Raw genomic sequence first — 11,551 nt, forward strand, 5'->3', positions numbered from 1 at the left:
GTCCGCCAGCTACCACTCACTAGACACAATCTCAGTGGACACAATGGAAGACTCAGACCTGCAAGCGCTGATGGCGAGACTCGAGTTGCTAATTGACCGAGTCGAGCAACTAAAGAGTCAAAACGGACTCCTATTAGCTCAGGAAAAGACCTGGCGCGAGGAACGCGCTCACCTCATTGAAAAGAACGAAATCGCACGGCGTAAGGTCGAATCAATGATTTCGCGCCTCAAGGCCCTGGAGCAAGACTCATGAGTTCAAGCAATAGCGTTACCGTGCAGATCCTCGATAAAGAATATTCGATCATTTGCCCCCAGGAAGAGCGCAGCAACCTGGTGAGCGCCGCCCGTTACCTGGACGGCAAGATGCGCGAAATCCGCAGCAGCGGCAAAGTCATCGGCGCCGATCGCATCGCCGTAATGGCCGCGCTGAACATCACCCACGATCTTCTGCACAAGGAAGAGCGCCCGGATGTACAGGCCGGCGGCTCGACCCGTGAGCAGGTTCGCGACCTGCTGGACCGCGTCGATCTGGTGCTCGCAACCGATCCGGACGTCACCAAGGGCTGAAACGCGAAACCGCTTGGGGTATACTCGCAACACTCCCTGGGGTGCTTGCCAGTTGGCGATGTCCCTGAGCCGATTTGCTATACCCTGGAGGTTGCACGTTGGGCTGGTGTGCATGTCCGCTAGACGGAAAGCCTTAAAGCCTACTGCATCTTCCACCTTGAACTTTCGGGTTCAAGGGCTAAGTCGACAGCGGTTCATCCGGGGAGTCTGATTCCAGTCCGATGCCGGTTTAAATACCGGCATCGGCTTTTTTACGGGTACGCTTTACGTATCCGCCCCGCGAGCCCGAATCCATGAACGAACCTGCGCTGCTGCCACGCCCGCAACTTCGACGCATGCTGCGCAAGGCCCGCCGCGCACTGACACCCAGCCAGCAGCGCCAGGCTGCACGCGGGCTGTACAAGCAATTGGCCCAGCAGCCGCTGTTTCGTCGCGCAAAACATATCTCTCTGTATCTGCCCACCGACGGTGAAATCGATCCGCGTGTGTTGCTGCGCGCCGCTCAACGTCGGGGCAAGGCGACTTATCTGCCGGTGCTCAGCGCCTGGCCACGAACCAAAATGGTGTTCCAGCGAATTCGCCCCGGTGAAAAACTGCAACCCAACCGTTTCCGTATTCTCGAACCCCGGCACAACCTCGCCCGGCAACGTAAAGTCTGGGCGCTCGATCTGGTGCTGTTGCCATTGGTAGGGTTTGACGATGTCGGCGGGCGCCTGGGCATGGGCGGTGGCTTCTATGATCGAAGCCTGGCGTACCTGGCTCGACGTAAAAACTGGCGCAAGCCGACGCTATTGGGGCTGGCCCATGAATGTCAGAAGGTCGAGCGATTGGCTCAAGCGAGCTGGGATGTGCCGTTACAGGGAACGGTGACAGACAAGGCGTGGTATTTCGCAGGCTAGACGCCGCGGGAATCAGCGGCTTCCGAAGACAGATTCAGCGTTTGAACGCCGACGGCTGCTGTTGCTGCGCGATTTCGATCGGAGCATCGGTCTTGTTGCTCCACAGGCTTTGGGCATAGCCAGTGGTCACGACGCCCAGGCCGAACAAAATAACCAAAATCCATAGTAAATCCGGTTTGCGTTTCATCGATTGCCCCCCAAAGGCACATCAATACGATGACAGCAGCGGTTTCCGTTGTAGGTGTAGGCCGTGCAGCAGCGTCAAGCTTAGAAGGCCGGCATTCTGCGACAACGTGAACCGACACGCAAACGCTGGCGTCAACCGACCGTCGGTTTGTCATAAAATTGCCTGACAACTTGCCCACTCACCTCGCAAGGAGCAAAAACCATGGCCTATTGGCTGATGAAATCCGAGCCCGACGAGCTCTCGATCAAGGGCCTGGAAACGCTTGGCAAAGCGCGCTGGGACGGGGTTCGCAACTACCAGGCGCGTAATTTTCTGCGGGCCATGGCCGTGGGCGACGACTTTTTTTTCTATCATTCCAGCTGCCCCGAACCGGGAATTGCCGGGATCGGAAAGATTGTCGAAGCCGCGTATCCGGACCCGACGGCGCTGGAGCCTGAAAGTCATTACTACGATCCGAAAGCCACGACAGAGAAAAACGCCTGGAGCGCGATCGATGTCGCTCACGTCGAGACGTTTCCCAAGGTGCTTAAGCTGGATTATCTGAAACAGCAGGCGGCGCTGGCCGAGATGCCGCTGGTGCAGAAAGGCTCGCGACTGTCGGTGATGCCGGTGACAGCAGAGCAGTGGGCGGCGGTGATTGCATTACGGGCTTAAGCCATGCAGTGACTGCAAGCGTGTTTTCGCGAGCAGGCTCGCTCCCACAGTGAATCTGCATTCTCTGTGGGAGCGAGCCTGCTCGCGAATAAGCCAGTCAGGACAACGAAGTCTTATTGAATGATCAGGTTGTTGAACAACAGATCCTCAACCACCGGCTTACCGGTTTCGTCGCTCATGATTTGCTGGGTCTGCTTCAGGGCTTCCTGACGCAGCTTTTCCTTGGCCTCGACGTTGTTCATCGCCTCGGTAGTCTGCTGGGCAAACAACGCCACCAGTTGATTACGGATCAACGGCTCGTTGGCTTTGACCAATTTGGTCGCCTCTTCCCCAGTCACTCGCAACGCCACATCGGCCTTGTAGACCTTGAGCTTCGGCGTACCGTCCAGCCCGTAGTTACCCACGAACGGCGGGCTCAAGGTGATGTAATTGACCTTCGGAGCATCTTTGGCTTCTTCGGCCATCACTGCCACAGGCAGAGACAGGGCCAGCAACAACATGATCCACGCTTTCACAATTCGCTCCTTATCCGGTTTGCGGCCTAGCATAACGACCCGTCGCACAAGCACAAGCTTATGGCTGACTATCAGGGCCGGGCATGCTCGTTGACCCATCGACTCACACACCTACACTTATCGGCCATCACTCCCAAAGGAATAGCCCTGATGAAAGCCGTGCTGTGCAAAGCCTTCGGCCCTGCCGAATCGCTGGTGCTGGAAGACGTCGCCAGTCCTGTTGCGAAGAAGAATGAAATCCTGCTGGACGTGCACGCCGCCGGGGTGAATTTCCCGGACACGCTGATCATCGAGGGCAAATACCAGTTCAAGCCGCCCTTCCCCTTTTCCCCGGGTGGCGAAGCCGCCGGCGTGGTCAGCGCGGTGGGTGAAAAGGTCACTCACCTCAAGGTCGGTGATCGGGTCATGGCCCTGACCGGTTGGGGCAGTTTCGCCGAACAGGTCGCGGTGCCAGGCTATAACGTGCTGCCAATTCCGCCCTCTATGGACTTCAACACCGCCGCCGCTTTCAGCATGACCTACGGCACTTCGATGCACGCGCTCAAGCAACGAGGCCATCTGCAACCCAGTGAAACCCTGCTGGTGCTTGGCGCTTCCGGCGGCGTCGGCCTGGCGGCGGTGGAAATCGGCAAAGCCATGGGCGCCCGCGTGATCGCCGCCGCCAGCAGCGCCGAAAAACTTGCGGTGGCCAAGGCTGCCGGTGCAGATGAGCTGATCAACTACAGCGAAACCAGCCTCAAGGACGAAATCAAACGCCTGACCGATGGCCAGGGCGCCGACGTGATCTACGACCCGGTGGGCGGTGATCTGTTCGACCAGGCCATTCGCGCCATTGCCTGGAACGGACGCCTGTTGGTGGTCGGCTTTGCCAGCGGTCGCATCCCGGAATTGCCAGTGAACCTGGCGCTGCTCAAAGGTGCGGCAGTGGTCGGCGTGTTCTGGGGCTCGTTTGCCCAGCGCCAGCCTCAAGACAACGCGGCGAACTTCCAGCAATTGTTTGGCTGGTTTGCCGAGGGCAAGTTGAAGCCGCTGGTGTCGCAGGTGTATCCGCTGAGTAATGCGGCGCAGGCTATTAATGATCTGGGCCAGCGCAAGGCCGTCGGGAAAGTGGTGGTGCAGGTTCGTTGAACCCAATGAAGCGGCCTGGACTTCAAATGAAGGAGTTCAGACTGCTTACTTCCCATTCAAACGAAGGACATTTCCCAAAGCCTCGTCCTACCCTGGACCGAAATGCCGCATGAAGACCTGCAAGTAACGTTTCCCACAACGCCCTACATTTATACCTGAGCGACATGTTCATAAAAGAACATGCGATCTCCAACATTTCCGCTATTTGGCCGATGCGAACCAGTGCTATTTTCGGTAACGAAACTGTAACATTCGCATCCGCAGTCAAAACAAGAAATCTGGAGCTCTTGAATGTTTGCTTTCTTTCGTCCTGCCGCACATCAGGCTCCATTGCCTGAAGAAAAAATAGACAGCACTTACCGACGCCTCCGCTGGCAGATCTTCGCCGGGATTTTCTTTGGCTATGCGGGTTATTACTTGCTGCGCAAAAACTTCTCCCTGGCCATGCCGTACCTGATCGACGAGGGTTACACCCGTGGTCAATTGGGGTTGGCGATGTCGGCAATCGCGATTTCCTACGGTCTGTCGAAGTTCCTCATGGGCCTGGTGTCCGACCGCTCCAACCCGCGTTACTTCCTGCCCTTCGGCCTGCTGGTATCGGCCGGGGTGATGTTCATTTTTGGTTTCGCACCGTGGGCTACGTCCAGCGTCACCATGATGTTCATCCTGCTCTTCATCAATGGTTGGGCCCAGGGCATGGGCTGGCCGCCGAGTGGGCGGACGATGGTGCACTGGTGGTCGCAGAAGGAACGCGGTGGCGTAGTGTCCTTGTGGAACGTGGCGCATAACGTCGGTGGCGGCCTGATCGGCCCGCTGTTCCTGCTCGGCATGGGCCTGTTCAATGACTGGCACGCAGCGTTTTACGTGCCGGCGGCGGTCGCCATGGCGGTGGCGGTGTTTGCCTTCGTCACCATGCGCGACACCCCGCAATCGGTAGGCCTGCCGCCCATCGAGAAGTACAAGAACGACTACCCGGAAGGCTACGACGCCAGCCACGAAGACGAATTCAGCGCCAAGGAAATCTTCGTCAAATACGTGCTGCGCAACAAAATGCTCTGGTACATCGCCATGGCCAACGTCTTTGTCTACCTGCTGCGCTACGGCGTGCTGGACTGGGCACCGACTTACCTCAAGGAAGCCAAAGGATTCAGCGTGGACAAAACCTCGTGGGCGTATTTCCTCTACGAGTGGGCAGGTATTCCGGGCACGCTGCTGTGTGGCTGGATGTCGGACAAGATCTTCCGTGGCAACCGTGGCCTGACCGGCATGGTGTTCATGGCATTGGTGACCGTGGCGACGTTGGTATATTGGCTCAACCCGGCCGGCAACCCGACTGTCGACATGATCGCGCTGATCTCGATTGGTTTCCTGATCTACGGCCCGGTGATGCTGATCGGGCTGCAAGCGCTGGAACTGGCGCCGAAGAAAGCCGCCGGTACGGCAGCAGGCTTCACGGGTCTGTTCGGGTATCTGGGTGGTTCGGTCGCGGCCAGTGCAGCGATGGGCTACACCGTGGACCATTTCGGTTGGGATGGTGGTTTTGTATTACTGATCGGCGCGTGCATTCTGGCGATGGTCTTCCTTGCGCCAACCCTGTGGCACAAGCAAGTCGCCAGTCAGAGCCGCGAAGCAATCGCCTGATCGGCCTTCGATTTGCAGCGCTTGAGCCGCGCCTCCAGATTCCGGTCTGGCATGGCGTGGCTACGCAGGGCGTTGGCGGTCTGCTCGACATAATCGCGAGTGGTGCCGTAACGCCCGCAAGCGTTTTCGAACACATGGCTCAGCACGTGATCCGGCAAGTTGCCGGCATAGCTGGGCAGGTGACGCTCCAAAACAAAGCCCAATGCCTGAACCTGACTTCCGTCTTCAAGACGGCAGTTGAGCCAGTGTGGACGATAGGACGGAAATGGCATTTCGCGCTGCCACAAGGCGTAGAGCGAAGCGTCGAGTTGTTCTTCGGGTAAGCGGTAAGCGAAACCGCTGCAAGAGCCGCCACGATCCAGACCAAACACCAGGCCAGGCACTTCCGGCGTGCCGCGATGCTCGTGGGACCACAGGTACAAACCGCGATGGTAGCCATGCACCCGACCCCGCACACGTTCCACCGCCGGGCATTCAGGCCGCCAGATCAGCGAGCCATAAGCAAACAACCACACCGGACCGCCCTTGTGACGCGCCATGGTCGACTGCATCGAGCTGAGCAATTGTTCGTGCGTGAGCTGCGGCCCCAGATCGAGCCGCGGCGGGTAAGCCAGATTCAAAAAAGCAGATTCAATGGCGCTCATGGCGAATAGCGTTCAGCTCCCCGCGGATAAAGAATTACTTAATAGAACGCACCGCTGTAACAATAAGGCACATATGTTTTAAGGCAATTTAAGTGCCATGGCACAGTTCTTAAATAATCGCCTTGATGAGATATAACCTACCGGCATTTAAATAAAACTATAAATACCGATCGGCTATATGGAGAGTTATAACGATCAGGGCCTTGGATCAAGATCGAGGATCAAGATCGAGGATCAAGATCGAGGATCAAGATCGAGGATCAAGATCGAGGATCAAGATCGAGGATCAAGATCGAGGATCAAGATCGAGGATCAAGATCGAGGATCAAGATCGAGGATCAAGATCGAGGAGCGTACGCAAACACATCCGCACGCATCTGATGAGCATCCATCCCGGCTTCGACCAAGGCATCGAGCGTACCGTAGACCATCGCCGGAGAGCCGCTGGCGTAGACATGCAAGGGTTTCAGATCAGGGAAGTCTTCGCACACTGCTTCATGCAACATGCCGCACCGCCCCTGCCAGCCGCATTGATCGCTGACGACTTTATGCAGGAACAGGTTGGGCAGTTTCAGCCATTCATCCCAATGTTCAATGTCATAAAAGTCTTCAGGACGACGCACGCCCCAATACAGATGCACCGGATGTTTGAAGCCCGCGGCACGGCAATGTTCGATCAGGCTATGAATCTGGCCCATGCCGGTGCCCGCGGCAATCAGCACCAACGGACCGTCCGGCAGTTCCGCCAGATGGGTGTCGCCGAAGGGCATTTCGAGCCGCACCATCGCGTTGCGCTGAAGCTGCTCGATCAGGTTCAGCGCACTGCTTTCGCGCGCCAGCACATGGATTTCCAGATCGCGCCCGCCATGGGGCGCCGAGGCCAGGGAGAACGCGGATTTCTCGCCGTTCTCGCGCTCGATCATCAAGTACTGACCGGCGTGATAGCGCGGCGGCTTGCCAGCCGGCGCTCGCAGACGCACACGCCAGGTATCGCCGCCGACGTCCCTGCACTCAATGACCTGACACGACAAGCTGCGCACCGGCAATTCTCCCCGCGCGAGCACGCCATCCCACAGCACGATGCAGTCTTCCAGCGGCTCTGCTATGCAAGTGTAGAACTCGCCATGGTCGCGCACATCGCCTTCCTGTTCGACCCGCCCTTCCACCAGCAACGCCGCGCACACGTGGCAATTGCCGTTTCGGCAGCTTTGCGGGCATTCATAGCCCAGACGCCGCGCGCCATCGAGAATCCGCTCGCCGGGCAGAATCTGTAGCACTGCTCCGGACGGCTGCAAGGTTACACGCATCAATCTATTCCTAACTGATTCCAGATGGCATCGATCCGTTGGGTCACGGCTTCATCCTTGACGATCACCCGGCCCCACTCGCGAGTGGTTTCGCCCGGCCATTTATGCGTGGCATCGAGCCCCATCTTCGAACCCAGGCCGGAGACCGGCGAGGCGAAGTCCAGGTAGTCGATCGGCGTGTTGTCGATCATCACCGTGTCGCGCTTGGGGTCCATGCGCGTGGTGATGGCCCAGATCACGTCGTTCCAGTCGCGTGCGTTGATATCGTCGTCACAGACGATAACGAACTTGGTGTACATGAACTGTCGCAAAAACGACCAGACACCGAGCATTACCCGCTTGGCATGGCCGGGATACGACTTCTTCATGGTCACGATGGCCATGCGGTACGAGCAGCCTTCGGGCGGCAGGTAGAAGTCGGTGATCTCCGGGAACTGCTTCTGCAGGATCGGCACAAACACTTCATTCAGCGCCACGCCGAGAATCGCCGGCTCATCCGGCGGACGGCCGGTGTAGGTGCTGTGATAAATCGGTTTGATCCGGTGGGTGATGCGTTCGACGGTGAACACCGGAAAGCTGTCGACTTCGTTGTAGTAGCCGGTGTGGTCGCCGTACGGGCCTTCATCGGCCATTTCGCCTGGATGGATCACGCCTTCAAGGATGATCTCGGCAGTCGCCGGAACCTGCAGATCGTTACCACGGCATTTCACCAGTTCGGTGCGGTTGCCGCGCAACAAGCCAGCGAAAGCATATTCGGAAAGGCTGTCCGGTACCGGCGTTACAGCGCCAAGAATGGTCGCAGGGTCGGCGCCCAGCGCCACGGACACCGGGAACGGTTGACCCGGGTGCTTCTCGCACCACTCCCGGTAATCCAGCGCGCCGCCACGGTGGCTCAGCCAGCGCATGATGACCTTGTTACGGCCAATCACTTGCTGGCGGTAGATGCCGAGGTTCTGGCGATCCTTGTTCGGACCTTTGGTGACAGTCAGGCCCCAGGTGATCAGCGGGCCAACGTCGCCCGGCCAGCAGGTCTGCACCGGCAGCATCGCGAGGTCGACGTCGTCGCCTTCGATGACCACTTCCTGGCAGACCGCGTCTTTGACCACCTTCGGTGCCATGGCGATGATCTTGCGGAAGATCGGCAGCTTGGACCAGGCATCTTTCAGGCCTTTCGGCGGCTCGGGCTCCTTGAGGAACGCCAGCAGCTTGCCGATCTCGCGCAATTCGCTGACCGCCTCTGCGCCCATACCCAGCGCTACGCGCTCAGGGGTGCCGAACAGGTTGCCGAGCACTGGAATGTCATAACCCGTGGGCTTTTCGAAAAGCAGGGCCGGACCTTTGGCACGCAAGGTGCGGTCGCAGACCTCGGTCATTTCGAGCACAGGGGACACCGGAACCTGGATGCGCTTGAGTTCGCCGCGCTTTTCCAGGCCGCTGATAAAGTCGCGCAAGTCGCGATACTGCATGCGTGAGCCTCGTATTGGCCGTGGCGTTCGGGGGGTGGCAGTTTAGCGCCGAACCCCTCTGTTCAGAACCACGAACTGCCGGTTCATCAAAAATCAGATAGCAAAAAGCCGGGTTTCCCCGGCTTTTGCTGGTCTATCGACTTACTTGCGTTTCATCGACAGGAAGAACTCATCGTTGGTCTTGGTCGTTTTCAGCTTGTCGACCAGGAACTCGATGGCGGCGATTTCGTCCATCGGGTGCAGCAGCTTGCGAAGGATCCACATGCGTTGCAACTCGTCGTCAGCCGTCAGCAACTCTTCGCGGCGGGTGCCGGAACGGTTGATGTTGATGGCCGGGAAGACGCGTTTTTCAGCGATGCGACGATCCAGAGGCAGTTCCATGTTGCCCGTGCCTTTGAATTCTTCGTAGATCACTTCGTCCATCTTCGAGCCGGTTTCAACCAGCGCGGTGGCGATGATGGTCAGCGAACCGCCTTCTTCGATGTTCCGCGCGGCGCCGAAGAAACGTTTCGGTTTCTCCAGGGCGTGGGCATCGACACCACCGGTGAGTACTTTGCCGGAGCTCGGGATCACGGTGTTGTAGGCGCGAGCCAGACGGGTGATGGAGTCGAGCAGAATCACCACGTCCTTCTTGTGTTCGACCAGGCGTTTGGCCTTCTCGATCACCATTTCAGCAACCTGCACGTGGCGGGTTGGCGGCTCGTCGAACGTCGAGGCAACCACTTCGCCGCGCACGGTGCGCTGCATCTCGGTTACTTCTTCCGGACGTTCGTCGATCAGCAATACGATCAGATGAACTTCAGGATTGTTACGAGCGATGTTGGCTGCGATGTTCTGCAGCATGATGGTCTTACCGGCTTTCGGCGGTGCAACGATCAGACCGCGCTGGCCTTTGCCGATCGGGGCGCACAGGTCGATAACACGACCGGTCAAGTCTTCGGTGGAGCCGTTGCCGGCTTCCATCTTCATGCGCACGGTCGGGAACAGCGGGGTCAGGTTCTCGAAGAGAATCTTGTTTTTCGCGTTCTCGGGACGGTCGTAGTTGATCGTGTCGACCTTGAGCAGTGCGAAATAACGCTCGCCTTCCTTTGGAGGACGGATCTTGCCAACGATGGTGTCACCGGTGCGCAAGTTGAAGCGACGGATCTGGCTCGGCGAGACGTAGATGTCGTCCGGGCCGGCGAGATAGGAAGCGTCAGCGGAGCGAAGGAAGCCGAAGCCGTCCTGGAGAATCTCCAGCACGCCATCACCGGAGATTTCCTCGCCGCATTTAGCGTGCTTTTTGAGCAGGGAGAAAATCACGTCCTGCTTGCGCGAACGGGCCATATTTTCTATGCCCATCTGTTCGGCCAATTCGAGCAGTTCGGTAATCGGCTTTTGCTTGAGTTCAGTCAGATTCATATAGGAATGACGTAATCATTTATGGAGGGGGGGAAATTAAGCTTTTGGCTTAATGAGGCCGCGCCGCAGAGAAGGCGACAGGATCGCGTACTTATTCGAAAAGGAGTGCGTCGGCGACGGCTAGTAGGGGGCAGTGGAGAAACCAGTGCGGGGCCGAATGTACCACCTGAGTTTCGGAGCGTCTAGCCCTCAATAACGAAAAGGCCCCGCAATATGCGGGGCCTTTTTGATGACACTTTACTAGCGACGCTTAGATGTTGGCGTCGAGGAAAGCAGCCAGCTGCGACTTAGACAGTGCGCCGACCTTGGTCGCTTCAACGTTGCCGTTCTTGAACAACATCAGCGTCGGGATACCACGCACGCCATGCTTGGCCGGAGTTTCCTGGTTTTCGTCGATGTTCAGTTTGGCAACAGTCAGTTTGCCTTTGTAGGTTTCAGCAATTTCGTCCAGAACAGGAGCGATCATTTTGCAAGGGCCGCACCATTCAGCCCAGTAGTCGACCAGTACAGCGCCTTCGGCCTTGAGGACGTCGACGTCGAAGCTAGCGTCGGTGACGTGTTTAATAAGATCGCTGCTCATGGAAGTCTCCAGGTTGTAAGCAAAAAAACGTGGCCCATCATAGCCGCCCTTCCCTCGTTCAGGAAGGTGCAGATGATTGAGTCTCGCTATGGTGCCGCATCAGTTTGGGTATAGCTCAAGTCACGAGGTGGCGGGAGCGACGAAGGCAATTGCGGTGCGCAGGGCGGCGTTGCGTACATGTTCGTGCATGGCCTTCTGCGCCGCGCCGGACGCCCGCCGGGCCAGTGCGCGGAGGATTTTTCGGTGCTCCTGCCAGGTTTCCATCGCGCGCTCGGGCCGGATGAGGTTGGGGATAAATTGGTGTTTATGCACCACGGCAAGGTGCATGAGGTGGGGGATCCGAAGATTTTGTTTGCCAACCCGCAGACCGCGGAGTTGGCGAATTTCATTGGTACGGTTGAGGCGGCGGGCTGACAGATATTCAGCGCCCTTGAGGCCGTCTTCGCGAGCAGGCTCGCTCCCACAGTGGATTTTTGGTGCTCATACAATCCCTGTGGGAGCGAGCCTGCTCGCGATTGACCGCGTAGCGGTCACCGGCATTACTGTGTTGGATCAACGCTTT

The 11,551-nt window shown here is 58.0% G+C and carries 13 protein-coding genes, 1 other RNA gene and 2 pseudogenes; 8 read left to right on the forward strand and 8 right to left on the reverse strand.

The window, feature by feature from the left end; translation table 11 throughout:
* The first annotated feature begins 43 nt into the window (after window positions 1-43).
* The 4 genes from ACYZTX_RS28570 (at window position 44) to ACYZTX_RS28585 (ending at window position 1,466) form a co-directional block, all read left to right on the forward strand.
* Window positions 44-253 carry a TIGR02449 family protein gene (locus ACYZTX_RS28570; RefSeq protein ID WP_462036821.1) on the forward strand — a complete coding sequence of 70 codons (210 nt, stop codon included), beginning with the start codon at window positions 44-46 and terminating at the stop codon, window positions 251-253.
* Complete coding sequence (locus ACYZTX_RS28575) at window positions 250-567, forward strand: cell division protein ZapA (RefSeq protein ID WP_150765618.1); 318 nt, start codon at window positions 250-252, stop codon at window positions 565-567. The genes ACYZTX_RS28570 and ACYZTX_RS28575 overlap by 4 nt, the downstream gene beginning before the upstream one ends.
* A 30-nt stretch (window positions 568-597) precedes the next feature.
* Window positions 598-776: non-coding RNA, 6S RNA (gene ssrS, locus ACYZTX_RS28580), on the forward strand.
* 84 nt (window positions 777-860) lie between these two features.
* The gene (locus ACYZTX_RS28585; protein WP_462036822.1) at window positions 861-1,466 is read left to right on the forward strand and encodes a 5-formyltetrahydrofolate cyclo-ligase; all 606 of its coding nucleotides are present in this window, start codon (window positions 861-863) and stop codon (window positions 1,464-1,466) included.
* Window positions 1,467-1,500: 34 nt separating this feature from the next.
* Here ACYZTX_RS28585 and ACYZTX_RS28590 read toward each other — a convergent pair whose 3' ends face one another.
* Entirely contained in the window at window positions 1,501-1,653 is a 153-nt protein-coding gene (locus tag ACYZTX_RS28590; protein ID WP_008024268.1) for a hypothetical protein, read from the reverse strand.
* Between the two features lie 201 nt (window positions 1,654-1,854).
* Here ACYZTX_RS28590 and ACYZTX_RS28595 point away from each other — a divergent pair, with 201 nt between their 5' ends.
* The gene (locus tag ACYZTX_RS28595) at window positions 1,855-2,307 is read left to right on the forward strand and encodes an EVE domain-containing protein (RefSeq protein ID WP_462036823.1); all 453 of its coding nucleotides are present in this window, start codon (window positions 1,855-1,857) and stop codon (window positions 2,305-2,307) included.
* A 113-nt stretch (window positions 2,308-2,420) separates the two neighbouring features.
* On the opposite strand, the gene ACYZTX_RS28600 is transcribed toward ACYZTX_RS28595, so the two are convergent.
* Window positions 2,421-2,822: a flagellar basal body-associated protein FliL gene (locus ACYZTX_RS28600; protein WP_462036824.1), complete on the reverse strand. Its 402-nt coding sequence runs from the start codon at window positions 2,820-2,822 to the stop codon at window positions 2,421-2,423.
* Between the two features lie 150 nt (window positions 2,823-2,972).
* On the opposite strand from ACYZTX_RS28600, the gene ACYZTX_RS28605 reads away from it, so the two are divergent.
* Together ACYZTX_RS28605 and glpT are read left to right on the forward strand one after the other, a co-directional pair.
* Window positions 2,973-3,950 carry an NADPH:quinone oxidoreductase family protein gene (locus ACYZTX_RS28605; protein ID WP_462036825.1) on the forward strand — a complete coding sequence of 326 codons (978 nt, stop codon included), beginning with the start codon at window positions 2,973-2,975 and terminating at the stop codon, window positions 3,948-3,950.
* A 291-nt stretch (window positions 3,951-4,241) separates the two neighbouring features.
* Window positions 4,242-5,591: a glycerol-3-phosphate transporter gene (glpT, locus tag ACYZTX_RS28610; protein ID WP_462036826.1), complete on the forward strand. Its 1,350-nt coding sequence runs from the start codon at window positions 4,242-4,244 to the stop codon at window positions 5,589-5,591.
* Here glpT and ACYZTX_RS28615 read toward each other — a convergent pair.
* The 6 genes and pseudogenes from ACYZTX_RS28615 to ACYZTX_RS28640 form a co-directional block, all read right to left on the reverse strand.
* Window positions 5,567-6,235, reverse strand: a complete 669-nt coding sequence (locus ACYZTX_RS28615) for a gamma-glutamylcyclotransferase (RefSeq protein WP_462036827.1) — start codon at window positions 6,233-6,235, stop codon at window positions 5,567-5,569. The genes glpT and ACYZTX_RS28615 overlap by 25 nt on opposite strands.
* Window positions 6,236-6,573: 338 nt before the next feature.
* Window positions 6,574-7,542 carry a CDP-6-deoxy-delta-3,4-glucoseen reductase gene (locus ACYZTX_RS28620; protein ID WP_462036828.1) on the reverse strand — a complete coding sequence of 323 codons (969 nt, stop codon included), beginning with the start codon at window positions 7,540-7,542 and terminating at the stop codon, window positions 6,574-6,576.
* Complete coding sequence (ubiD, locus tag ACYZTX_RS28625) at window positions 7,542-9,008, reverse strand: 4-hydroxy-3-polyprenylbenzoate decarboxylase (RefSeq protein ID WP_046045118.1); 1,467 nt, start codon at window positions 9,006-9,008, stop codon at window positions 7,542-7,544. The genes ACYZTX_RS28620 and ubiD overlap by 1 nt, the downstream gene beginning before the upstream one ends.
* Window positions 9,009-9,149: 141 nt before the next feature.
* Complete coding sequence (rho, locus tag ACYZTX_RS28630) at window positions 9,150-10,409, reverse strand: transcription termination factor Rho (protein WP_462036829.1); 1,260 nt, start codon at window positions 10,407-10,409, stop codon at window positions 9,150-9,152.
* A gap of 250 nt (window positions 10,410-10,659) precedes the next feature.
* Complete coding sequence (gene trxA, locus ACYZTX_RS28635) at window positions 10,660-10,989, reverse strand: thioredoxin TrxA (protein WP_008150340.1); 330 nt, start codon at window positions 10,987-10,989, stop codon at window positions 10,660-10,662.
* Window positions 10,990-11,109: 120 nt separating this feature from the next.
* Window positions 11,110-11,274, reverse strand: a pseudogene (locus tag ACYZTX_RS28640) (FCD domain-containing protein); the annotation flags it as partial.
* Here ACYZTX_RS28640 and ACYZTX_RS28645 point away from each other — a divergent pair.
* A pseudogene (locus ACYZTX_RS28645) lies at window positions 11,269-11,403 on the forward strand (amino acid ABC transporter ATP-binding protein); the annotation flags it as partial. The pseudogenes ACYZTX_RS28640 and ACYZTX_RS28645 sit on opposite strands and share 6 nt — an antisense overlap.
* Window positions 11,404-11,551 lie beyond the last annotated feature (148 nt).

The organism is Pseudomonas sp. MDT1-17 (assembly GCF_054898105.1).

What these genes read in the sequence shown, in the direction of transcription:
- ACYZTX_RS28570 (WP_462036821.1), top strand. Translation starts at nt 44, where the DNA reads ATGGAAGACTCAGACCTGCAAGCGCTGATGGCGAGACTCGAGTTGCTA.
- ACYZTX_RS28575 (WP_150765618.1), top strand. Translation starts at nt 250, where the DNA reads ATGAGTTCAAGCAATAGCGTTACCGTGCAGATCCTCGATAAAGAATAT.
- ACYZTX_RS28585 (WP_462036822.1), top strand. Translation starts at nt 861, where the DNA reads ATGAACGAACCTGCGCTGCTGCCACGCCCGCAACTTCGACGCATGCTG.
- ACYZTX_RS28590 (WP_008024268.1), bottom strand. Translation starts at nt 1,653, where the DNA reads ATGAAACGCAAACCGGATTTACTATGGATTTTGGTTATTTTGTTCGGC.
- ACYZTX_RS28595 (WP_462036823.1), top strand. Translation starts at nt 1,855, where the DNA reads ATGGCCTATTGGCTGATGAAATCCGAGCCCGACGAGCTCTCGATCAAG.
- ACYZTX_RS28605 (WP_462036825.1), top strand. Translation starts at nt 2,973, where the DNA reads ATGAAAGCCGTGCTGTGCAAAGCCTTCGGCCCTGCCGAATCGCTGGTG.
- glpT (WP_462036826.1), top strand. Translation starts at nt 4,242, where the DNA reads ATGTTTGCTTTCTTTCGTCCTGCCGCACATCAGGCTCCATTGCCTGAA.
- ACYZTX_RS28615 (WP_462036827.1), bottom strand. Translation starts at nt 6,235, where the DNA reads ATGAGCGCCATTGAATCTGCTTTTTTGAATCTGGCTTACCCGCCGCGG.
- ACYZTX_RS28620 (WP_462036828.1), bottom strand. Translation starts at nt 7,542, where the DNA reads ATGCGTGTAACCTTGCAGCCGTCCGGAGCAGTGCTACAGATTCTGCCC.
- ubiD (WP_046045118.1), bottom strand. Translation starts at nt 9,008, where the DNA reads ATGCAGTATCGCGACTTGCGCGACTTTATCAGCGGCCTGGAAAAGCGC.
- rho (WP_462036829.1), bottom strand. Translation starts at nt 10,409, where the DNA reads ATGAATCTGACTGAACTCAAGCAAAAGCCGATTACCGAACTGCTCGAA.
- trxA (WP_008150340.1), bottom strand. Translation starts at nt 10,989, where the DNA reads ATGAGCAGCGATCTTATTAAACACGTCACCGACGCTAGCTTCGACGTC.